Source organism: Streptomyces poriticola, from assembly GCF_036689765.1.
Taxonomy (GTDB): Bacteria; Actinomycetota; Actinomycetes; order Streptomycetales; family Streptomycetaceae; genus Streptomyces; species Streptomyces poriticola.
The window spans coordinates 486,236-508,195 of sequence record NZ_JBAGKH010000001.1; the positions used below are offsets into that span (position 1 = coordinate 486,236).

Below are 21,960 nucleotides of genomic sequence, written 5' to 3' on the forward strand. Positions count from 1 at the left end.
TTAGGGTCGCCTAACGTTCACTTCAGTCGGTCCGTCCCCACAACGACCGTGCCGCCCAACGGCCGGTCGCACCGAAGGAGCCCCCACATGACCGGACGCCTCGACAGCGCCCAGCCCTACGCCCTCGGCCTGTTCCGTATCGTCGTCGGCCTGCTCTTCGCCTGCCACGGCGCCGCCTCGCTCTTCGGCGTCCTCGGCGGCGCGAACGGCGGCGGCACCGTCCCGGCCGGCACCTGGCCGGGCTGGTACGCGGCCGTCATCCAGCTCGTCGGCGGCGGCCTCGTCCTGCTCGGGCTCGGCACCCGCGCCGCCGCGCTGGTCTCGTCGGGCTCGATGGCCTACGCCTACTTCAAGGTCCACCAGCCGGGCGGCCTGTGGCCGATGGAGAACGGCGGCGAGGCGGCTGCCATGTTCTGCTGGGCCTTCCTGCTGCTGGCCTTCACCGGCTCCGGCGCCCTCGGCCTGGACCGGATCCTCGCCCGGCGCACCGGCGGGCGGCAGCTCCCGGCCACGGACCGGACGCCCGCCGCGGCCTGACCCGGCCACCCGAACTGCCCGGACCCGGGCGGGCTGCGGCCGGGTGAACCTGCCGTGCCGAACACACGAGCCCCCTGTGAAACCTCCGCCACACCCCCGGCGTACGCTGTATGGCTGTCATGGCCACCCCTGCCGTGCCCATGCGTCGCGGCAGGGTCGGGCCAACGGGGGAGACGGGGAGTCACGGTGTTCGAGAGTGTGGGGTCGCTGGTCAGCAGCCCGTGGATCTATGCGCTGGTGGCCCTCTCGGTCCTCCTCGACGTGTTCCTGCCGATGCTGCCGAGCGGTGTGCTGGTGATCACCGCGGCCACGGCGGCGGCAGCGGGCACGGCGGCGGGCACCGGCGCGGCGACCGGCCAGGTCCCGCAGAACGTCCCGGACATCCTGATGCTGATCCTCTGCGCGGCCACCGCCTCGGTCCTGGGCGACCTGGTGGCCTACCGCCTCGCCTGGCGCGGCGGGCCGCGCCTGGACCGTGCGATCGCCCGCTCCCGCCGCCTGACCCGGGCGCAGGAACGTCTCGGCGCCGCCCTCGCCAGCGGGGGCGGCCCGCTCGTCGTGCTGGCCCGGTTCGCCCCGGCCGGGCGCTCGGTGGTCTCCCTCGTCGCCGGCGCCGCGCACCGCCGGGCACGCGACTTCCTGCCCTGGTCCGCACTGGCCGGACTGTCCTGGGCCGGCTACAGCGTCGCCCTCGGCTACTTCGGCGCCCAGTGGCTGGGCGCGACCTGGCTGGCGACCGCGGTGTCCCTGGCGGCGCTGTTCGGCGCGGGCGCCGGAGCGGCCTACCTGATGCGCCGCCAGCCGCGGGCCGGCGAGGCGTCCTAGTCCCCCGCCGCGCCTCACCGCCCAGGACGCCCGCCGGCGTCACCACCGGCACCCGCTGACGCGACCCGGCCTCGCCCGGCCTCGCCCGGCGCAGCCCGGCATCCGGCGACGTCAGCCGGCCCGGCGGGCGCCGGCGCCGCGGATCTCCAGGCCGGAGAGCAGGTCTGCGGTGGCGGCGGCGATCGCGTCGACCGCCTGGTCGAACACCTCGCGGTTGTGCTCGGCGGGCACCCGGAAACCGGAGACCTTGCGCACGTACTGCAGGGCGGCGGCCCGGATCTCCTCCTCGGTGGCCTCCTCGGCCAGCACGGGCGGGCGAAGGGTCTTGATGCTGCGGCACATACGCCCAGTCTCACTCACCGCACCCCGCGACAGACACCCGTTCGAATGAATCAGGGATCGGAACGCCGGGAACGCGCGCCCAAAAATCGAACAGGAGTATCATTGCGGCGTGGCTGCGACCTATGACTTTCCGAGTGACCTCCTCGCCGGTCAGGAGGAACTGCATCAGGTCCGGGCCGAGTTGTCGGCCCTGCTGAAACGGCTCCCCTGGTCCGTCGAGCCACGGGACGCCTTCAGCGACGACACCGGCTGGCGCAAGGTCGAGCGCCCCGCCTCGCCCGGCTGGTCCGCGGACGAACAGGCCGAGGTGGAGAAGCTGCGGCGGCGCGAGCGCGAGCTCGCCGTGTTCGTCAGCACCCACCGCTACTGGTCGGAGTTCCCCGGCCCCGACGGGGTGGCCGCCCGCAGCCGGCTCAAGCACGTCCGCGACGCCCCGCCCGGAGGCTCCGGGCAGGGCTCGTAGCGGCAGCGGGGCCGGTGAGGGGGCGGCGCCTCAGCCGCTGGTGTCTCCGCTGCCGCTCCCGAGGAGCCGGTTCATCTCGGCGATCTCGGCGCTCTGCGCGGTGACGACGGACTCCGCCATCTTCCTGGCGGGCCCGAAGCGGCCCTTCTCACGCTCCGCCGTCGCCATCTCGACGGCGCCCTCGTGGTGTTCGACCATCAGAGTCAGGAACAGCCGGTCGAAGGCGGCACCCGACGCCTTCCCCAGCGCTGCCATGTCCTCGGCATCCATCATCCCGGGCATCGCGGTGTGCTCCGAGTGGTCCGTGCCGGACGCGGTGTCGGCCGGCTCCGGCACCTCCTCGCCCCAGGACGTCAGCCAGCCGGTCATGGTGCGGATCTCCGGAGCCTGCGCCTGCTCGATACGGGTGCCGAGGTCCTTCACCTCCGCCGAGGCCGACCGGTCGGCGACCAGGCGCGCCATCTCCAGTGCCTGGCGGTGGTGCGGGATCATGCCCTGCGCGAAAGCGACGTCCTGGGCGTTGTGCGCCGCGTCCGGGGCCGCGGCCCCGGTGGACGCCGTCGCCCCGGCCCCCGGGGAGGCCTCTGCGCCGCGGTCGGTGTCGGCCCCGCCGCCGCAGGCGGCGAGGAGCAGCGCGGCAGTGGCCGCCGCCGTGACCAGGGCGGCGCGGTGCGCGAACGGACGAATCGACGGTCGGGTCGACGGACGGGTCATGCGGGTCATCTGTGAACTCCTGCTGAGGAAGGGGATTTTCGACAGGCCGGAACACCGCGCCGCACGGGCGCGGTGAGCGGCGGTGCCTATATCCGCAGCAGCTGGAGTTCCGACAGGGAGGGCGGCGCACGGGCACCGCCGGGAGCCTCGGCAGCATGCGCGCGTACGTCCTCGGCACCCGCGACGGCGGCGACCGGGTCGGGCACGAGCGCGGGCAGCGCCGGTCCACCGCTCACCGCCCCGGACGCACAGGTCCCGTCCGCATGCCTGAGGTGCCCGCCGCCGTGACCGTCCTCGGCGCACGCGGACTGGTGTGCGGTCACGGCCGTCGGGACGCGGTGACCATGGCCGCGGCCGTGGGTGTCCGGACGGGAGGCGTTCGGAAGGCCCCCGCCGGGGGCGAGCCCGTGCATCGCCAGCAGTCCGGCCAGCAGCCCCAGCACGCAGATCGCACGCCGCCACCGCACCTGCGGCCGGCCGTCGCGCTGTCCGGGGCTGATCACGGGCCCATCCTACGGACCCGTGCGAGAGGCCCCCGGGCAGGACACCCGGGGGCCTCTTCACCGACGTACGCCGTCGGTCCTGGTGGGCGCGGACGGTTTCGAACCGCCGACATCCTGCTTGTAAGGCAGGCGCTCTACCCCTGAGCTACGCACCCAGGACGAGTCGACAGCCTACATTGCCGGGGCCGGTGCCCCGCAAACCTGTTGTCCGGGCCCCGCTCCCCCGCCCCCGACGGCGCTTCCGGGCGAACTTCCGGGGGAACTTCCGGGGGAAAACCCCACCCCGGATCCGGGAGCGTCCCGGATCCCGTCGGCGCGGCCCGCTCCCTACGGTCGAGGAGTCGTCCGAACCAGGGGGAGACCACCATGACCGCCCAGAGCCGTACCCGTCCCGGAACCGGTACCCGCGCTCGTCCCACCAGCGCCGTTCCCGGGCCCGCACGCGCGCTCGCCGCCGCCGGCGCCGTCGTCGCCCTCGTCGCGGGGCTGAGCGCCTGCTCCTCCGCCTCCGAGGACAAGGACCCCGAGCACCGGTCCTTCCCGCTGGAGGGCCGCACGCTCACGGTCGACTCCGACGACTCGGAGCTGGAGATCGTCGCCGTGGACAGCGAGAACCCCGGCCGGATCGAGGTCACCCGGTGGTTCAAGGGCTCGGTCGCGCTCGGTGACGAGCCCCGGGTGAGCTGGAAGATGGCGGGCGACCGGCTGACGCTCGGGGTGCACTGCTCGGGGTTCATCGCCGACTGCGCGGCCAGGCACCGCGTGGAGGTGCCGCGCGGGATCGCCGTGAAGGTGGAGAACGAGGACGGCCGGGTCCGGGCGCAGGGGTTCCGGGACGCGCTGAGCATCCGGACCGAGGACGGCTCCGTCCGCGTCACCGACTCCAGCGGTCCGCTGGAGCTGCGCAGTGCCGACGGCTCCGTGCGCGCGGAGGTCTCCTCGCGCCGGGTGACGGCGCACACCGGTGACGGATCGGTCCGGCTGCGCCTCGACGCGGTGCCCGACCGGGTGGAGTCCCGCAGCGGCGACGGCTCCGTGACCGTCGAACTGCCCCGCGCCGCCTACCGGGTGACGACGAGGACCGGCGACGGCTCGGTGGACGTCTCGGTGCCCCGGGACGACACTAGCTCCCATGTGGTCGACGCCCGGACGGGCGACGGCAAAGTCACCGTTCGAACAGCGAACTGATCGACCCGTGTGTTCGTCCCTAACGGGTGGGAGAATGAACCCGGGCAGGGCGGACGACACGGGAGAGGGATGTGACGGCGACACCATCGCAGCCGGAACCGCCGCCGATGGTGCCGTGCGCGCCTCCCCCGCCGCAGCACCGCACCCGGCGGCGGCACACCGGGCACGGCCGTCGCCGGACCGGTGCGGTCGGTGACCTGCTCGTGCTCGCCGGGCTGCCGCTGATCGCCGTACTGGCACTGCCCGCCGCGTTCGCCGGCGGCGGCACCCGGCGCTGGTTCGGCGGGCGGGCCGAGGGCCAGCGGGCGCAGGCCCAGGCCGCCAAGGACGACGCGGCGGCGGCCTTCTACGAGCTGGACACGGCCCAGCGCGATCTGCGGATCTCCATCGAGACGATCATGGCCGTGGACGACTCCCCCGCCGCCCGGCGCGCGGTCGCCGACTTCGAGGAGCTCGGCCGGCGCATCGACGAGGTCAGCCACCGCTACATCAGCACCGTCGACGCCCATGACCTGGACCGGGACGACCTGGAGGCGTCCGCCGCGGCGCGGGCCCGGAGCGAGCTGACCGCCGCCAAGGACGAACTCGGCCGGGTCAAGCGGGACCTCGACCGGTTCGGCGAGGGGCTGGGCCCGCTGCTCGGCAAGGCCGAGACCCAGCTGGCCCGGCTGGCGCCAGCGGTCGAGCGGGCCCGGCAGTCCCTGCTGGCCGCCTCCAACGCCCTGGACGCCGTGCGGGGTTCGGGGCTGCGGGCGGACGACCTCGCCGCCCGGCTCGCCGCCCTGGGACCGGAGCTGACCCGGCTGAACGAGGGCGCCGGCCGGCACGGCGTGCCGCAGACCCTGGAGCGTGCCGAACGGGTGACCCGGGAGGCCGAGGCGGTCCGCGCGGAAGCCGATCGGCTGCCCGAGCGCGCCGCGGAGATCGACACCCGGCTGGTCTCGCTGCGTACCCGCGCCCAGGCCCTGACCACCCGGGCCGGCCAGGTCGACCCGGTCCTCAGCGAGCTGCGCCGGCGCTTCACCGCCGCCTGCTGGCAGGACCTGCAGCAGGTGCCGGACCAGGCCGCCGAGACCGTCCGGCAGGCCGAGCGGAAGCTCGCGGAGGCCCAGGCCGCGCGGGACGCCCAGCGCTGGCCCGACGCGACCGCGCTGCTGTCGACCGTACGGGCCCTGCTGAACTCCACCGACGAGGCGGTGTCGGCCGCCGGCGACCGGCTGCGGCAGCTGAACGCCGTGCAGAAGGACCCGCAGGCGGAGATCGAGCGGACCCGGTTCGCCATCCGCGACGCCCAGCGACTGGCGATGGCCGGGCGGCACACCCCCGACCCGCGGCACGCCCGCCCGCTGGACGAAGCGGTGGCAAGGCTGGAGCGGGCGATCACCACGCTCGAGGGCCGGCACCCCGACTACTGGCACTTCCTGACCGAGACGGAGGCGGTCCGGCGGACGGTGTCCCGCGTGGTCGCCCAGATCCGCGAGGAGCGCGGCGGCGGGCACTGAGCCCAACCTCAGCGCCGCACACCCGGCGCCGCGCCAGGTGCGGGGCACCGGGTAGTCGGGCACCGGCGAGCCCGGTACCGGGCACCGGCACGGGATGCTGGAACCCCGGGTACCGACGCGGGGCACGGGCGCGCCGGGTACCGATGCGGGGCACCGGATACCGACCGCCGGGCCGAGTGGGCGCCGCGCACAGGGCAAGCGCCGGGCAGGGCCCGGCGTGCGCCCGGACGGGCTCCGGCCCGGGGCGCACCGGTTTCCCCCGGAGGGGGGCGGGCGCCGGTTAACCTGTGCGCATGCCTCGTTACGAGTACCGCTGCCGGAGCTGCGGCGACACCTTCGAACTGAGCCGTCCCATGGCGGAGTCCGCCGCCCCCGCCCCCTGCCCGGCGGGCCATGACGACACGGTCAAGCTGCTGTCGACGGTCGCCGTCGGCGGCACCTCCGCCGCCCCGGCGGCCCCGGCTCCCCCGTCGGGCGGCGGTGGCGGCTGCTGCGGTGGCGGCTGCTGCGGCTGACCCGCCAGGCCGGCCCCGGGCGGCGTCCTCTGGGTAGTCGGCGTCCTCTGCGTCGTCGACGCCGTCGGCGTCCTCAGGTTCCCCTCAGGTGCGGTTTCCTAGCCTGCCCGCATGACAGCCGGCGGACCGCAGTGGATCAACGACCTCATGGCCACGCTCGGCGCGCCCGGTGCCGGGATCGCCATCGCCCTGGAGAACCTGTTCCCGCCCCTGCCCAGCGAGGTGATCCTGCCGCTCGCCGGGTTCGCGGCCGGCTCCGGTCGGATGGACCTGTTCGCCGTGCTGCTGTGGACGGCGGCGGGCTCGGTGGTCGGCGCGCTCGCCCTGTACGGGGTGGGGGCGCTGCTCGGCCGGGATCGCACGGTGGCGGTCGCGGCGCGACTGCCGCTGGTGAAGGTCGCCGACATCGAGAAGACCGAGGCGTGGTTCCTCCGGCACGGCACCAAGGCGGTGTTCTTCGGCCGGATGATCCCGATCTTCCGCAGCATGATCTCCGTGCCGGCCGGGGTACAGCGGATGCCGCTGCCGGTCTTCCCCACCCTGACCACCCTGGGCAGCGCGATCTGGAACACGGTGTTCGTGCTCGCCGGCCACCTCCTCGGCGACAACTGGACCCGGGTCACCGACCTGGCGTCCGCCTACTCCAAGGTCGTGCTGGCCGGTGCGGCGCTCGCCGTGCTCGCCTTCGCCGGCGTACGGCTGATGCGCCCAGGGCCGGGCGGCGCCGCCGCGGCGGACGTGCACCGGGCGCACGCCCGCGTCCGCGCCCGGCCGCCGAGGCGAGCGCGGAGATCACCGCTCCCGTGCCGCCCGCAGGAACTCCCGCAGGATCCGCTCCCCGGCCAGTACCCCCCGCTCGGGCAGCGCGCTGACCGCCGGCGCCGTCCAGCCGGCGTCGGCGAGCTCGCCGTGGCCCGGGCGCCAGCCCCGGTCCGCGGCCAGCAGCAGGTCGGCGTCGAGCAGCGAGTCGCCGGCGGCGAGGGTGAGCTCGGCGCCGGTACGGCGGGCGACCTCGCGGACGGCCGCGCTCTTGGTGAGCGGCTTGGGGACGGCGTAGATCTTGCGGCCCTGCAGGGAGACGGTCCAGCCGCGGTTCTCGGCCCACACCGCGAGGTCCTTCACCCAGTCTCCGGGCAGCAGCTCACGCTCCACGACGAGGTAGGCGAAGAGGTCCTCTGCGGTGCGGTGCTTGCGCACCCAGACCGGGTCGGCGGTGCGCAGCAGATGCTCCTGCACCTCGCCGAGCGGGGCGCACTCGTCGGCCAGCCGCGCGGTGACACCGGCGTGCCAGCCGGGGTCGGAGACGCCGTCGACGAGCAGATGCCCGCCGTTGGCGCAGATCGCGTACCGCGGCGGCGGGCCCGGCAGGTTGATGCGCTGGTACTGCTTGCGGGTACGGGTCGTGACCGGCATGAACAGGGCCCGGTCGCCGAGGTCGGTGAGCAGCCCGGCGGCCGTCTCCGTCAGGTACGACAGCGGCCGGCCCTCGTAGATCTCCACGCACAGCAGCCTGGGTGCCCGGAGGTCGGGCATGGTCAGCGCCAGTGCCGCGGCGGAGTAGATGAGCGTGCGGTCGAGGTCGCTCGCGACGAGCACCGGCATCAGACCGTCACCGCCCTGCCGTCGGCGCCGGTCGCCCCGCGCGTGTACTGAGGGTGGATCAGCCCGACGCAGGTGTAGGGCAGGTCGGTGACCTCCTCCACCGGCACGCCGCGCTGCTCGGCGAGCAGTCGGACGTGGTCCAGGTCGGGTCCGGCGCCGGAGCGGGCGAGCACCTTCCAGGGCACCCGGCGCAGCAGGACCCGGGTGGTCTCGCCGACGCCGGGCTTGACGAGGTTGATGTTCTCGATGCCGTACTCGGCGCTGATCCGCTCCACGGCCGCCCAGCCCGCCCAGGTGGGGGTGCGGTCGGCGGCCAGCAGTTCCTCGGCCCGGGCGTCCGCGGCGTCCGCGACGTCGGTGAAGCGGGCGGAGACCGCGTCGAGGAAGGCCGGGGACAGGTCGGCGGGGGCGAGCTCGCGGTAGAACTTCGCGCCGTGGAAGTCGTGCGGGCCGACCAGGTCGGCGCGGAGCACGGTGCGCGATATCAGCCCGGAGACGGTGGAGTTGAGGCAGGCGGAGGGGATGAGGAAGTCGTCGCGGGTGCCGTAGGTGCGGACGCAGGAGCCGGGGTCGGCCAGCACCGCGATCTCCGGGTCGAAGCCGGTGACGCCGTCGGAGCCGGCGAAGTCGTCCAGGGCGGCGGAGAGTTCGCGGGTGATGGCGCCCTTGCCGGTCCAGCCGTCGACGAAGACCACGTCGGCGGGGTCGTGGTGGGCCGCCAGCCAGCGCAGCGCGTTGGCGTCGATTCCGCGCCCGCGCACGATGGACACCGCGTAGTGCGGCAGGTCCAGGCCGTGCCGGTGCTGGGCCCAGCGGCGCATCAGGATGCCGACCGGGGTGCCCGCGCGGGCCAGCGAGACCAGCACCGGCCGCGGGGAGCGCTCGGCGAGGACGATCTCGGTGACGGTGCCGACGGCCCGCGCGAGCCGGGCCGCGGACGCCTCCAGCGCCGAGTGGAACAGCCGCTGGTACTCCTCGCTGGGCTGGTACTCCACCGGCAGGGACTCCGCGTAGTGGGCGCCGCCGCTCTGGATCGCCTCCTCGCGTTCCTCGGTCGGGGCCTCCAGCGTCACCTCCGAGAGGTCCTGCAGCAGCCAGCCGACCTCGTCCGGGGCGTACGAGGAGAAGGCGGGGCCGCGGAGGGGCTCGGGCAGCATGGCGGGCCTTTCGGGGGCGGTCGGTGCGGTGGGGCCGTACGAGGAGCCGGGCTCGGCGACGGGTGCGGCGACCGGCTCGGCGACGGGTGCGGCGACGGCCGCGGGGACGTACGACGGGACGACCGCGAGCAGGACCTGCGGGACATGGGCGGCGAGCCGCTCCAGCAGGCCGCCCGGGGCGTGCAGCGCGGGAGTGTCCGCGGCCGAGTCGACGACGGCGACGACGGTGTCGAAGCCGCCCCCGGCGACGTTGTAGGCGTAGCGGTCGCCCGGGCCGTCGGCGGGGTCGTCGTGGGCGGGGAAGAGCAGGCGGGTGCGGATCGCGTAGCCGGGGTCGTCGACGGCGAGGACCGGCGAGCGGGTGGTGGTGGAGTAGCGCACCGCGACGCCGGTGGTCCGCTCCAGCTCGCAGGCCAGGCGCAGCGGGGTGTACATCAGCTCCTCGCAGCCGAGGACGAGGACGCGGCGGGCGCCGGCGGGCAGCGCCTCGGCGAGCCGCGCGCCCATCGCCGGCAGGGCGTCCTCCAGCCGGGCCCGGTGGGCGGCGGTGAAGCCGTGCCGGCCGCCGTCGGGCAGCCCGTGCGGCCAGCGCAGGTCGACGCGGCGGGCCGGGCCCGCGCCGGCCGGGGCGGCGGCAGCCACGGGGGCGCTCTCGTGCTCGGCGACGAGCCGCTGCCCCTTCTCCAGCACGCCGTCCGGCAGCCTGACGGTGCCCGCGGCGGTGGTCACCAGGTCGACGCGGGCACCGATCTCCCGGGCGAACTCCTCCAGCCGTCCGGCGTCGGCGGGCGAGCGCATGTCGACCAGGGCGACGACCACGTAGCGGCGGCGGGGGTAGCGCTCGTGCAGGGCGCGGACGGTGTTGAGCACCGTGTTGCCGGTGGAGAACTCGTCGTCGACCAGGACCAGCGGGCCCTCGCCCGCGAGCAGCCGCGGGTCCTCGGGCAGCAGCAGGTGGGAGGTGGCGTGCGAGTGGGACTCCTCGAAGCCGCCCGCGCGGGCCACGCCGGGCACCGGGCGGCGGGTGGAGTGCAGGTAGGGAGCCTGGCCGAGGCCGTCGGCGACCGAGTGGCCGAGGCCGGTGGCGGTCTCCGCGTAGCCGAGGACGACGGCGCGGGCGGCCTCGACCGGGCCCAGCAGATCGCGGACCCGCCGGCCGAGGGCCAGGCCGTGGCCGTGGACGACGGAGGGCGACTGGGGGATGTGTTTGCCCAGTACGTGGGAGACGAGGAGGTGGGCGCGCTTGGGGTTGCGGCGCAGGGCGAGCCCCAGCAGGCCGGGGAGCCGGTCGTCGCCGTCCAGCTCGACGCCGAGCCGCTCGGCGACCCAGCTGCCGGACCAGACTCCGGCCGGGGTCTCGGCGCGTGCGCCCTCGTCCATCTGCTCGTACCTCCCGCTCTCCATGGTCGTCCCTGTGCCGTCCGGTCGGTGCTTCATCTGTTCCCTGCGTCGGTGCCTGCGGATGTCGCCTGCGTGTCGGTGCGGTGTCTGCGGTTCAGTCCTGCAGGCCGGCGGCGAGCAGCTCCACGAAGCCGATGTCCTCGTGGGCCACACCGAAGGCCTCGGCGCGCTGCAGCGTCCGCTCGGCCCAGGCTCGGTGCGGCTTCACCTCGTTCATCTTGTTCGTGTACGCCGATCTGAGGACACCGCCGCCGTCGCGTTCCGGCCGGAGGATGTCCCGGGCGTCGCTGAACTCCTCGTGGCTGACCACGGACAGTGCGTGGACCGGCAGCACGTGGGAGGGGTGGATGCAGGTCTTGCCGAGCAGGCCGTTGGCGTGGTCCAGGGAGATCTCCCGGAGCAGGCCGTCCATGGAGTGTTCGATCAGCTTCTCGCGCAGCTCGGCGGCCTGCACCTGGAGGAACGGGCTCTGCCGCAGCTGTGGCTTGAACATGCGCTCCTGGACCCGGAAGTACTCCCACACGGGCCCGGTGACGGTGAAGCCGGTGCCGTCCGCCCTGCCCAGCATGTTCACCACGTCGGCGATCACGGAGGCGACGACCTGGACGTCGTAGGCGGTCATGTCGGGGGCCCGGCGCAGACCGTAGGAGGAGCAGAAGTCGGTCACGCCGAGGCGCAGGGCCAGCACGCGGTCGCGGTACTTGTCGACGGCGCGGAAGATGCCCTCCAGGGTCTGCACCCGGGACTCGCGGTACAGCAGGTCGGGCGACTCCAGCACCGGCATGGCGAACAGCCGGCGCCCGCCTGCCGTCTCGGCGGCGGAGAGGGCCTCCAGGAACGGCATGCCGCGTTCCTCGGTGAACTTGGGCAGTACGAATCCGGAGAGCAGCCGGACGGCCGGGCCGAGGCGGCCGACGAGGTCGGGGATCTGCTCGGGGGTGCGGACCCGGACGAACAGCAGCGGGAGGTCGGCGCCGGGGCGGGCGGCCAGCTCGGCGAGCCGGCGGACCAGGTTCTCCTCGGCGTCCGGCACGTCGGCGTCGTCGATCGAGTCCTCGAGGCACAGCACCATGGACACGACACCGCAGGCGGCCTGCTTGAGGATGTCGTCGGCGAGCCGCGGGCGGGTGGCCGGACTGTAGAGGGTGGCGCCCAGCGCCGCGGACAGCAGCCGGGCCGGGGAGTCCGCGGTGAAGGTCGCGGGTTCCCGGTGGAAGAGACGCTTCCGCACCTCGGGGGCGATGTGCCCGAAATGACGCATATGAACTCCCCCGTAGGTGTCTGGGTGACCTGGGAACCGTCCGAAGGTGGCCGGTAATAGTACGTAGGTATCCGTGTCCGGGGTTCCCGCCGGGCATGAATTCCAGGTAACCCGCCGATGGAGGCGGCCACCACCCCAGCGCCCCGCGTTGTCGTGACCAGGACCGAGAGGGCAGGATGACGGGCATGACGCACGCGATGCTGAAGGGGTCGAACATCCCGCTGGAAGCCACCACGGTACGCGCTGTACTGCGCTGGGCGCCCGGGCAGGGGGTCCCGGTCGTGGACGCCTCCGCGCTGCTGCTGGGCCCCGAGGGCCGCGTGCGCTCCGACGAGGACTTCGTCTTCTACAACCAGCCCCGGCATCCCTCCGGGAAGGTCTGGCGGCTCGGCCAGAAGCGCAGCGCCGACGGAGTGACCGACACGATCCAGACAGACCTTTCCGGGGTCGCCCCGGAGGTCGGCCGGATCCTGCTGGTCGCCTCGGCGGACGGCGTCACCTTCGACCGGGTCCGGGACCTGCGGATCCTGCTGCACGACGCGGCGGACCCGGGCGGCGAGCCGCTGGCGTACTTCGACATCAGGCCGGAGACGGGCGAGGAGACGGCGCTGATCTGCGGGGAGCTGTACCGGCGCGGTGAGCGCTGGAAGTTCCGGGCGCTGGGCGAGGGCTATGCGAACGGGCTGAAGGGCCTCGCGACCGACTTCGGCATCTCGGTGGACGAGTCGGAGGAGGCGGATGAGGCGGCTCCGGCACCCGGGCCGTCACAGCCCGCGCCGCCTACGGCCGCGTCCCCGCAGGGCGCGCCGTCGCAGGACCGGCCGTCGCAGGACCGGCCGTCGCAGGACCGGCCGTCGCAGGCCGCGCCTCCACAGCCCGCCGCGGCGCCGTCGGTACCCGTCGCCCCCGTGCCGGAGGTGTCGGCCCCGCTGCCACCCGAACAGCCCGGCGGGGTGCCCTCCCAGCCGGGGTACGGCTATCCGCCGGCCGCGGCGACCCAGCCGGCCTACGGATACCCGCAGGCACCCGCGGCCCCGGCCGCCCCGGCCGCCGCCGGTTACGGCTACCCGCCGGGTGCCGTTCCGGAACCGGACCCGGAATTCCGGCTGCCGCCGCAGGGCCCGCAGTTCATCGGCCGGTAGGCGCCCCGGAGCTTCCCGGGCACTTCCCGGGCCCGGGAGGCGCGGATCAGCGCTCGGCCTTGGCCTTGTAGCCCCGGCCCCACTGCAGGCCCCAGCCGTAGAGCCGGTCCAGCTCGCCCTGGAAGCCGTAGACGAACTTCACCTCGCGGCGGACGAGCATCTCCCCCTTGACGTTCTCGATCAGCACCACGGCACAGGACCGCGCCTGCGGATGACGCTCGTCGAGGCCGATCTCGATCCGCGGGCCGTTGCTCGGGTACAGCGTGACGACGGCGTGCGTGCGGTCGAAGGCGGGCGTCTGGTCGTAGATGTACGCGAAGACCAGCAGCCGCTTGATCGCGTCCCGCTGGTCGAGGTTGACGTATATGGTCTCGCCGGAGGCCGAGCCGAACCGGTCGTCGCCGCTGAGCTTGACGTAGGGCGGGGCGTTGACGTCGCCGAAGTAGCCGCCGAGGGGCTGGACCACGCCCTTGGTGCCGTCCTGGAGCTCGTAGAGGCAGCCGAGGTCGAGGTCCACGTTGACCATGCTCTGGCTGTGCCCGATCACCTCCGGCGGCCTGAGCGCCTTCAAGGGGTGGCGCAGCAGGCTCTGCCGCTGTGAGCCGGTGATGTCGGAGGTGCGCATCCGCCAGGCGAGGTTGATGCGCAGATGGCCGGTGGCCGCGCCCTGCTTGGTCAGGGAGACCTGGGCGTGCCGTTTGGTCAGCTCGATCGTGTTGGTCGCCGCGCTGCCCGAGTCGAACTCGCTCTCGCGGCCCCGCCACAGTCCGTCCAAGAATCCCATTCCCGCCCCCAGGTCGCCACGCCACCACGTTCGCCGTCGCCGTCATGCACCGGCACGGTCCCGTACGGCACGGCCATGCCGACGGGGCGGCGCCGAGGAGTGGTCCTCGACGGCCGCCCCGCTCAGAGCGTTCCTCCGCCGGGCCCCGTTCACACCGGCGGTGCGGGCGCACCGGGGTCGAACGGGGCCCGGGGCTGCGGGTGTTTCACACCCCGGAGGAGACTTCCGTCCTCTCGCTGGAGCCCGCTCCCCCCTGGGGCGCGGCGAGCGCGCGGTTGCGGCGCACGGAGGACCAGAAGGAGGCACCGATGAGGACCACACCGATCAGGCCGGTGATGATCTCGTTGATCTCGTACTGGATGGTGATGAGCAGGATCATGGCGAGCGCACCGATCGCGTAGTGCGCGCCGTGCTCGAGGAAGACGTAGTCGTCGAGGGTGCCCTGGCGGACCAGGTAGACGGTGATCGACCGGACGTACATGGCCCCGACGCCCAGGCCGAGGGCCATCAGGACGATGTCGTTGGTGATGGCGAAGGCGCCGATCACGCCGTCGAAGGAGAAGGACGCGTCCAGGACCTCGAGGTAGAGGAACATGAAGAACGCGGCCTTGCCGGCCAGCAGCACCGCCGACTTGGGCTTGCCCTCGCGTGCCGCCTTCTCCTCGGCCTCGTGCTCGCGCTCCTCCTCTTCCTCGAGCCTGTCCTCGAAGAATCCGGAGAGACCACCGACGATCATGTATGTGATGAGACCGGCGATTCCGGACAGCAGCACCGTCTCGGCCTTGTCGGCGTGAGTGCCTCCGTGCTGGTGGGCGTGGGCGCCGAAGGTCATCGCGGAGACGAGCAGCACGATCAGGGCGATGCAGACGGACAGCATGTCGACCTTGCCGAGCTTGGCCAGCGGGCGCTCCAGCCAGCCGAGCCACTTGATCTCCCGGTCCTCGAAGACGAAGTCCAGGAAGATCATCAGCAGGAACATGCCACCGAAGGCGGCGATCGACGGATGGGCGTCGGTCACCAGCTCCTGGTAGCGGTCCTTGTCGGTGAGGGCGAGATCGACGGCCTCGATCGGCCCCAGCTGGGCGCTCACGGCCACGATCACGACCGGGAAGACCAGCCGCATACCGAAGACGGCGATCAGGATGCCGATCGTGAGGAAGATCTTCTGCCAGAAGGCATTCATCTTCTTCAGGATTCCGGCGTTGACCACCGCGTTGTCGAAGGACAGCGAGATCTCGAGGACGCAGAGGATCGCCACGATACCGAAGGCGGTCCACCCCCCGTAGAAGACCGCCGCCACCAGGCCGAGCGCGGTGACCGCGAACGACCAGCCGAAGGTTTTCAGAACCACTGGCTACCCAATCCTTGATGAAGGTCCCGCCCGAGCAGGGCCCGGGAAGGGCCTCCCCCGCCGCCGTACCCGGCTTTACGAAACATTGACCCCGAAGTCTAGAGCGATGCCGCGAAGCCCCGACGCGTACCCCTGCCCCACGGCCCGGAACTTCCATTCGCCCTGGTAGCGGTAGACCTCACCGAAGATCATCGCGGTTTCGGTGGAGGCGTCCTCGCTCAGGTCGTAGCGGGCGAGCTCCTGGCCGTCGGCCTGGTTGACGACGCGGATGAACGCGTTGCTGACCTGGCCGAAGGTCTGGCCGCGCTCGTCCGCCATGTGGATGGAGACCGGGAAGACGATCTTGTCGCACCGGACGGGCACCTTGGAGAGGTCGATCAGCAGCGACTCGTCGTCGCCGTCGCCCTCGCCGGTGAGGTTGTCCCCGGTGTGCTGGACGGAGCCGTCCGGGCTGGAGAGCTGGTTGTAGAAGACGAACCACTCGTCCCCCATCACCCGCCCGTCGCTGCACACCAGTGCACTGGCGTCGAGGTCGAAGGGCGCTCCGGTGGTGGAGCGCGCGTCCCAGCCGAGCCCGATCATCACCTGCGTGAGATTCGGCGCGGCCTTGGACAGGGAGACATTGCCCCCCTTGGCAAGCGTGACGCCCATCCTGCTGATCCCTCCCCGGGTGGTGGTGCCGCCTCGCTGCGAGGCCGTGTGGTGTGGTGCGCGTCCGGCGCCGCACGTGAACCGTGCGGCGCCGGACGAGCGGAATTCTCGATCAGACGTTCACGCCGAAGTCCTGCGCGATGCCGCGCAGGCCGGAGGCGTAGCCCTGGCCGATGGCACGGAACTTCCACTCCGCGCCGTGCCGGTACAGCTCGCCGAAGACCATGGCGGTCTCCGTGGAGGCGTCCTCGGACAGGTCGTAGCGGGCGATCTCGGCGCCGCCCGCCTGGTTCACCACGCGGATGAACGCGTTGCGGACCTGGCCGAAGGACTGCTGGCGGTTCTCGGCGTCGTAGATCGAGACCGGGAAGACGATCTTCTCGACGTCGGCCGGGACGCCGGCCAGGTCGACCTTGATCTGCTCGTCGTCGCCCTCGCCCTCACCGGTGAGGTTGTCACCGGTGTGCTCCACCGAGCCGTCCGGGCTCTTGAGGTTGTTGAAGAAGATGAAGTGCTGGTCGCTGGCGACCTTGCTTGCGTTGTTCAGCAGCAGCGCGCTGGCGTCGAGGTCGAAGTCGGTGCCGGTCGTGGTGCGCACGTCCCACCCCAGACCGACGATGACCGCGGTCAGGCCCGGCGCCTCCTTGGTCAGCGATACGTTGCCGCCCTTGCTGAGGCTGACTCCCACGAGTCCTCCATTGGTGTCCAGGGGCGGGGTGCCCCGTCGTGCATTGGATGTCGGATCAACGAGTCGATCCTAGTGACGGGTTCCCGCCGCTCGCAGGCCCTGGGTCGACAAAGAACGGGGTGTCGAGCGGGCGGGCGCCGTCACCGGAGCCGTCACAGGGCGTCGAGCGCCTTCACGTACTCGCCGAGGTCGCGGGCGTCCGGCAGACCGTTGACGACGGTCCAGCGCACCACGCCCTCCTTGTCGATGACGAAGGTCCCGCGCACGGCGCAGCCCTTGTCCTCGTCGAAGACGCCGTAGGCGCGCGAGACCTCGCCGTGCGGCCAGAAGTCGGAGAGCAGCGGGTATTCCAGGCCCTCCTGCTCGGCGAAGACCCGCAGGGTGTGGACGGAGTCGTTGGAGACGGCGAGCACCTGGGTGTCGCGGTCGGAGAACTGCGGCAGGTTGTCGCGCACCTCGCACAGCTCACCGGTGCAGACACCGGTGAAGGCGAACGGGTAGAACAGCACCACCACGTTCTTGCGGCCGTGGAAGTCGGACAGCCGCACGGTGGCGCCGTGGTTGTCCCTGAGCTCGAAGCCGGGGGCCTTGTCGCCGACCTGGATCGCCATCGTCGTGTTCGTCCCTTCGGTGGGTGTGTTCGCTGGGAACACCCTACGCAGGGGGTCGCACGCCGTCCGCGACGGACCGGCGGACGGGCCGGCGGCGGTCACCGCCGGCCCGTCCGCTCACGCGGCGGGGCGGGGGCCGGTCACCGCTTGGACTTGGCGGCCTTCGGCGTCGCCAGCCGGCTGCCGCTCCAGTCCTTGCCGATGCTGACGCTCTTGGCTGCGGTCAGCCCCGCCGTCCTGGCGGCGTCCGAGATCTCGCTGGGCTCGATGTATCCGTCACGGCCGGTCTTCGGCGTGAGAAGCAGGATCGCGCCGCCCTCTTCGACGTACGTGATGGCATCCACCAGCGCATCCGTCAGGTCGCCGTCGTCGTCACGGAACCACAGCACAACGGCGTCGGCCACGTCGTCGTAGTCCTCGTCCACCAGGTCGCCCTCGGCGGCGGCCTCGATGGCCTCGCGGAACTCCTGGTCCACGTCGTCGTCGTAGCCGATCTCCTGGACCACCTGCCCGGGCTGGAACCCCAGCCTGCCGGCAAGGGTCGTCTCCTCCGCGTGGTCCGCGGTCGCGCTCACGGGTTGCCTCCTGATCATGTCTTGGTCGGGGTGCCCCCCGGGCCCGTCCGGGCCTGGGGGAATCTCAGCCACGCGCGTGCGCGAAGCGTTGGCCGTAGTCCACACGGGCGGGACGGATCGCGCAAGTACCCGGCGGCCGGGACCGCCGAAACGGTGACGATCCGGGCCGTGTCGCCGCAACTCCAGCCATGCCGTCCCCGTGGAAGGTGACGTACACCACACCCTTCTGCCCCGTTTGCGTAATTGGGAACCATCCGTGGGTACGAGATCCGAATGAACGTGCCCCGGACCCCGGACGGAGAGCCGGTCGCCCCGGAGCAGAGATGACGTGCGCCTGCGCCGGGTACACGATGTGGTCCGGCGCAGAAAGGCGCAGAATACGGAACAACGGCCCTCTGACAGTGAAGGAACAGCGTGGCTTCCGCATCCGATCGCAGCCCGATCATCATTGGCGGCCTGCCGAGTCAGGTTCCTGACTTCGACCCCGAGGAAACCCAGGAGTGGCTCGACTCCCTCGACGCCGCCGTCGACGAGCGCGGCCGGGAGCGGGCCCGCTACCTGATGCTGCGGCTGATCGAGCGGGCCCGCGAGAAGCGCGTGGCCGTGCCCGAGATGCGCAGCACGGACTACGTGAACACCATCCCCACCAAGAGCGAGCCGTTCTTCCCCGGCAACGAGGAGATCGAGCGGAAGATCCTCAACGCCACCCGCTGGAACGCGGCCGTGATGGTCTCACGCGCCCAGCGCCCCGGGATCGGCGTCGGCGGCCACATCGCCACCTTCGCCTCCTCCGCGTCCCTCTACGACGTCGGCTTCAACCACTTCTTCCGGGGCAAGGACGAGGGCGACGGCGGTGACCAGGTCTTCTTCCAGGGCCATGCCTCACCGGGCATCTACGCGCGCGCGTACCTGCTGGACCGGCTCGACCAGCAGCACCTCGACGGCTTCCGCCAGGAGAAGTCGAAGGCCCCGAACGGCCTGTCCTCGTACCCGCACCCGCGGCTGATGCCGGACTTCTGGGAGTTCCCCACGGTGTCGATGGGCCTCGGCCCGATCGGCGCGATCTACCAGGCGCGGATGAACCGGTACATGCACGCGCGCGGGATCGCCGACACCTCGAAGTCGCATGTGTGGGCGTTCCTCGGCGACGGCGAGATGGACGAGCCGGAGTCGCTCGGCCAGCTCACCATCGCCGCGCGCGAGGGGCTGGACAACCTGACCTTCGTGGTCAACTGCAACCTGCAGCGGCTCGACGGCCCGGTGCGCGGCAACGGCAAGATCATCCAGGAGCTGGAGTCGGTCTTCCGCGGTGCCGGCTGGAATGTGATCAAGCTGGTGTGGGACCGCACCTGGGACCCGCTGCTCGCCCAGGACCGCGACGGTGTGCTGGTCAACCGCATGAACACCACGCCCGACGGCCAGTACCAGACGTACGCGACCGAGACCGGCGCCTACATCCGCGACCACTTCTTCGGTGACGACCACCGCCTGCGCGCGATGGTCGAGCACATGACCGACCACCAGATCCTGATGCTGGGCCGCGGCGGCCACGACCACCGGAAGATCTACGCCGCGTACAAGGCGGCCCTGGAGCACAAGGGCCAGCCGACGGTGATCCTGGCCAAGACGGTCAAGGGCTGGACGCTGGGCCCGAACTTCGAGGGCCGCAACGCCACCCATCAGATGAAGAAGCTGACGGTCGACGACCTCAAGGGCTTCCGCGACCGGCTGCATCTCCCGATCTCCGACAAGGAACTGGAGTCCGGCCCGCCGCCGTACTACCACCCCGGCCGGGACACCGAGGAGATGCAGTACATGCACGACCGGCGCAGGGCGCTCGGCGGCTACGTCCCGACCCGGGTGGTGCGCTCGGCGCCGCTGGCCCTGCCGGACGACAAGACGTACGCGACTGTGAAGAAGGGCTCGGGCCAGCAGTCCATCGCCACAACCATGGCGTTCGTCCGACTCCTCAAGGATCTCATGCGGGACAAGGAGATCGGCAGGCGCTTCGTACTGATCGCGCCGGACGAGTACCGCACCTTCGGCATGGACTCGTTCTTCCCGAGTGCGAAGATCTACAATCCGCTCGGTCAGCAGTACGAGTCGGTCGACCGGGATCTCCTGCTGGCCTACAAGGAGTCCCCGAACGGCCAGATGCTGCACGACGGCATCTCCGAGGCGGGCTGCACGGCCTCGCTGATCGCGGCGGGCTCGGCGTACGCCACCCACGGCGAGCCGCTGATCCCGGTGTACGTCTTCTACTCGATGTTCGGCTTCCAGCGCACCGGCGACCAGTTCTGGCAGATGTCCGACCAGCTGGCGCGCGGTTTCGTACTCGGCGCGACCGCCGGCCGCACCACCCTGACCGGCGAGGGCCTGCAGCACGCGGACGGCCACTCCCAGCTGCTGGCCTCCACCAACCCGGCGTGCGTCGCCTACGACCCGGCGTACGGCTTCGAGATCGCCTACATCGTCCAGGACGGCCTGCGCCGGATGTACGGCGGCTCCCCCGGGCATCCGCACGGCGAGGACGTCTTCTACTACCTCACCGTCTACAACGAGCCGATCCGGCAGCCGGCCGAGCCGGAGAACGTGGACGTGGAGGGCATCCTCAAGGGCATCCACCGCGTCGGCGAGGCCACCGCGGGCTCGATCCCGGCGCAGATCATGGCGTCCGGCGTCGCGCTGCCCTGGGCGATCGAGGCCCAGCGGATCCTCGCCGAGGAGTGGAACGTCCGGGCGGACGTCTGGTCGGCGACCTCCTGGAACGAGCTGCGGCGCGACGCGGTGGAGTGCGAGGAGCACAACCTGCTGCATCCGGAGGAGGAGCAGCGGGTGCCGTACGTGACCCGGAAGCTGTCCGGAGCGCAGGGGCCGTTCGTGGCGGTGTCCGACTGGATGCGCTCGGTTCCGGACCAGATCGCGCGCTGGGTGCCGGGCAGCTACCAGTCCCTCGGCGCCGACGGCTTCGGCTTCGCCGACACCCGGGGAGCGGCCCGCCGGTTCTTCCACATCGACGCGCAGTCGATCGTGGTCGCGGTCCTGACCGAGCTGGCCCGCGAGGGCAAGGTCGACCGTTCGGCGCTGAAGCAGGCCGTGGACCGGTACCAGCTGCTGGACGTCACGGCGGCGGATCCCGGGGCCGCGGGAGGCGACGCATAGGGCGACGGCGGACGGCGTCCCGCGGACGGAGGGCGGCGGAGGGCGGCGGAGCCGGGCTCCGCCGCCCCGGCCGTTTCCGGACCGCCTTCCGGGGTCTCTACGATGCGGGGCATGAACGAGGGCATCGCGGTCGCGGAACCGACGGCACTGGAGCGCTGGGAGCGGCGCACGCAACGGCCACTGCTGGTCCTGGCGTCGCTGTTCGCCGTCGCCTACGCCGTCCCGATCGTGGCCGGCTCCGCGAGCGGGGCGGTGACGCGCGCGTGCGCGATCGTCGAGTGGGTGGTGTGGGGCGCGTTCGCCCTGGACTACCTGGTGCGGCTGAAGCTCGCCGAGCAGCGGTGGCGGTTCGTCCGCACCCACTGGCTGGACCTGTGCGCGGTCGCCCTGCCGCTGCTGCAGCCGCTCCGGCTGCTCCGGCTGGTCTCGACGCTGCTGCTGGTGGGGCGGCGGGCCCGGATGGCCTCGCAGGTCCGGCTGACGACGTACGTCGTCGGGTCGGTGGTCGGGCTGATGATGTTCGGCTCGCTGGCGGTGCTGTCGGTGGAGCGGGACGCACCCGGCGGGAACATCCGGACGCTGGGTGACGCGGTGTGGTGGTCGTTCACGACGATGACGACCGTCGGGTACGGGGACCTTGCGCCGACCACCGGGATGGGGCGGCTGCTGGCCGTGGGGCTGATGCTGTCCGGGATCGCGTTGCTGGGTGTGGTGACGGCGAACATCGCGGCCTGGTTCATCGCGCGGTTCGAGCGGGAGGACGTGGAGGGACAGCGCCAGACGGAGGCGATCCGGTCACTGGCGGAGGAGGTGCGGGCGCTGCGGGCGGAGGTGGCCGAGCTGCGGGGTGCGGATCTGCAGGCCGCGGATCTGCAGGCCGCGGATCTTCGGGCCGCCGATCTTCGGGCCGCGGAGCAGCGGGTGGTTCCCGCGGACTGAGAACACGCCCCTGTCCGGCGCCGTACACCCGTGTGCGGGCCGGTGCC

General features: G+C 72.4%; 21 protein-coding genes, 1 tRNA gene and 1 pseudogene. 10 read left to right on the forward strand and 13 right to left on the reverse strand.

What is annotated here, in order from left to right:
* The first annotated feature begins 87 nt into the window (after positions 1-87).
* Complete coding sequence (locus V5O46_RS02115; protein WP_332882617.1) at positions 88-537, forward strand: DoxX family protein; 450 nt, start codon at positions 88-90, stop codon at positions 535-537.
* A gap of 186 nt (positions 538-723) precedes the next feature.
* Complete coding sequence (locus V5O46_RS02120; RefSeq protein ID WP_332882618.1) at positions 724-1,362, forward strand: DedA family protein; 639 nt, start codon at positions 724-726, stop codon at positions 1,360-1,362.
* Between the two features lie 111 nt (positions 1,363-1,473).
* Here V5O46_RS02120 and V5O46_RS02125 read toward each other — a convergent pair whose 3' ends face one another.
* Positions 1,474-1,704 carry a DUF2277 domain-containing protein gene (locus V5O46_RS02125; RefSeq protein ID WP_332882619.1) on the reverse strand — a complete coding sequence of 77 codons (231 nt, stop codon included), beginning with the start codon at positions 1,702-1,704 and terminating at the stop codon, positions 1,474-1,476.
* Between the two features lie 109 nt (positions 1,705-1,813).
* On the opposite strand from V5O46_RS02125, the gene V5O46_RS02130 reads away from it, so the two are divergent.
* The gene (locus V5O46_RS02130; protein ID WP_332882620.1) at positions 1,814-2,167 is read left to right on the forward strand and encodes a hypothetical protein; all 354 of its coding nucleotides are present in this window, start codon (positions 1,814-1,816) and stop codon (positions 2,165-2,167) included.
* A gap of 30 nt (positions 2,168-2,197) precedes the next feature.
* Here V5O46_RS02130 and V5O46_RS02135 read toward each other — a convergent pair whose 3' ends face one another.
* The 3 genes from V5O46_RS02135 to V5O46_RS02145 form a co-directional block, all read right to left on the reverse strand.
* On the reverse strand, positions 2,198-2,890 hold the full coding sequence (locus V5O46_RS02135; protein ID WP_332882621.1) for a DUF305 domain-containing protein: 693 nt from the start codon (positions 2,888-2,890) through the stop codon (positions 2,198-2,200).
* A 77-nt stretch (positions 2,891-2,967) separates the two neighbouring features.
* Positions 2,968-3,384: a DUF6153 family protein gene (locus tag V5O46_RS02140; protein ID WP_332882622.1), complete on the reverse strand. Its 417-nt coding sequence runs from the start codon at positions 3,382-3,384 to the stop codon at positions 2,968-2,970.
* An 80-nt stretch (positions 3,385-3,464) separates the two neighbouring features.
* Positions 3,465-3,539, reverse strand: a tRNA-Val gene (locus V5O46_RS02145).
* A 211-nt stretch (positions 3,540-3,750) separates the two neighbouring features.
* Between V5O46_RS02145 and V5O46_RS02150 the strand changes: the two genes are divergently transcribed.
* The 4 genes and pseudogenes from V5O46_RS02150 (at position 3,751) to V5O46_RS02165 (ending at position 7,461) form a co-directional block, all read left to right on the forward strand.
* Entirely contained in the window at positions 3,751-4,572 is an 822-nt protein-coding gene (locus V5O46_RS02150) for a DUF4097 family beta strand repeat-containing protein (protein ID WP_332882623.1), read from the forward strand.
* A gap of 71 nt (positions 4,573-4,643) precedes the next feature.
* Positions 4,644-6,074 (forward strand): hypothetical protein, encoded by a 1,431-nt coding sequence (locus V5O46_RS02155; protein WP_332882624.1) that lies wholly within the window; start codon positions 4,644-4,646, stop codon positions 6,072-6,074.
* 293 nt (positions 6,075-6,367) lie between these two features.
* A complete protein-coding gene (locus V5O46_RS02160) occupies positions 6,368-6,589 on the forward strand; it encodes an FmdB family zinc ribbon protein (protein ID WP_332882625.1) in 222 nt (73 codons plus the stop codon).
* A gap of 111 nt (positions 6,590-6,700) precedes the next feature.
* Positions 6,701-7,461 (forward strand): annotated as a pseudogene (locus V5O46_RS02165) (DedA family protein).
* Here V5O46_RS02165 and V5O46_RS02170 read toward each other — a convergent pair.
* The 3 genes from V5O46_RS02170 to V5O46_RS02180 form a co-directional block, all read right to left on the reverse strand.
* Positions 7,382-8,191: an HAD family hydrolase gene (locus V5O46_RS02170; RefSeq protein ID WP_332882626.1), complete on the reverse strand. Its 810-nt coding sequence runs from the start codon at positions 8,189-8,191 to the stop codon at positions 7,382-7,384. The pseudogene V5O46_RS02165 and the gene V5O46_RS02170 overlap by 80 nt on opposite strands.
* On the reverse strand, positions 8,191-10,728 hold the full coding sequence (locus V5O46_RS02175) for a phosphoribosyltransferase (protein ID WP_332882751.1): 2,538 nt from the start codon (positions 10,726-10,728) through the stop codon (positions 8,191-8,193). Before V5O46_RS02175 ends, V5O46_RS02170 begins: the two co-directional genes overlap by 1 nt.
* Positions 10,729-10,843: 115 nt before the next feature.
* Entirely contained in the window at positions 10,844-12,010 is a 1,167-nt protein-coding gene (locus V5O46_RS02180; RefSeq protein ID WP_332882627.1) for an HpcH/HpaI aldolase/citrate lyase family protein, read from the reverse strand.
* 185 nt (positions 12,011-12,195) lie between these two features.
* Here V5O46_RS02180 and V5O46_RS02185 point away from each other — a divergent pair, with 185 nt between their 5' ends.
* Entirely contained in the window at positions 12,196-13,152 is a 957-nt protein-coding gene (locus V5O46_RS02185; RefSeq protein WP_332882628.1) for a TerD family protein, read from the forward strand.
* Positions 13,153-13,198: 46 nt separating this feature from the next.
* Here the strand turns inward: V5O46_RS02185 and V5O46_RS02190 are convergent, their stop codons facing one another.
* The 6 genes from V5O46_RS02190 to V5O46_RS02215 all read right to left on the reverse strand — a co-directional run bounded on the left by V5O46_RS02190 (position 13,199) and on the right by V5O46_RS02215 (position 17,812).
* A complete protein-coding gene (locus V5O46_RS02190) occupies positions 13,199-13,936 on the reverse strand; it encodes a TerD family protein (protein ID WP_332882629.1) in 738 nt (245 codons plus the stop codon).
* Positions 13,937-14,141: 205 nt separating this feature from the next.
* Entirely contained in the window at positions 14,142-15,287 is a 1,146-nt protein-coding gene (locus V5O46_RS02195) for a DUF475 domain-containing protein (RefSeq protein WP_332882630.1), read from the reverse strand.
* A gap of 75 nt (positions 15,288-15,362) precedes the next feature.
* Positions 15,363-15,938, reverse strand: a complete 576-nt coding sequence (locus tag V5O46_RS02200; RefSeq protein WP_332882631.1) for a TerD family protein — start codon at positions 15,936-15,938, stop codon at positions 15,363-15,365.
* A 112-nt stretch (positions 15,939-16,050) separates the two neighbouring features.
* Positions 16,051-16,626 (reverse strand): calcium homeostasis/redox stress adaptation protein, encoded by a 576-nt coding sequence (locus tag V5O46_RS02205; protein ID WP_332882632.1) that lies wholly within the window; start codon positions 16,624-16,626, stop codon positions 16,051-16,053.
* A 152-nt stretch (positions 16,627-16,778) separates the two neighbouring features.
* Positions 16,779-17,237, reverse strand: coding sequence for a peroxiredoxin (locus tag V5O46_RS02210; protein WP_332882633.1), 459 nt, complete (start codon positions 17,235-17,237; stop codon positions 16,779-16,781).
* Positions 17,238-17,377: 140 nt separating this feature from the next.
* Positions 17,378-17,812: a DUF3052 domain-containing protein gene (locus V5O46_RS02215; protein WP_332882634.1), complete on the reverse strand. Its 435-nt coding sequence runs from the start codon at positions 17,810-17,812 to the stop codon at positions 17,378-17,380.
* Positions 17,813-18,226: 414 nt separating this feature from the next.
* On the opposite strand from V5O46_RS02215, the gene aceE reads away from it, so the two are divergent.
* Together aceE and V5O46_RS02225 are read left to right on the forward strand one after the other, a co-directional pair.
* Entirely contained in the window at positions 18,227-20,974 is a 2,748-nt protein-coding gene (gene aceE, locus V5O46_RS02220) for a pyruvate dehydrogenase (acetyl-transferring), homodimeric type (protein WP_332882635.1), read from the forward strand.
* A 111-nt stretch (positions 20,975-21,085) separates the two neighbouring features.
* Entirely contained in the window at positions 21,086-21,913 is an 828-nt protein-coding gene (locus V5O46_RS02225) for an ion channel (RefSeq protein WP_332882636.1), read from the forward strand.
* Positions 21,914-21,960: the final 47 nt, after the last annotated feature.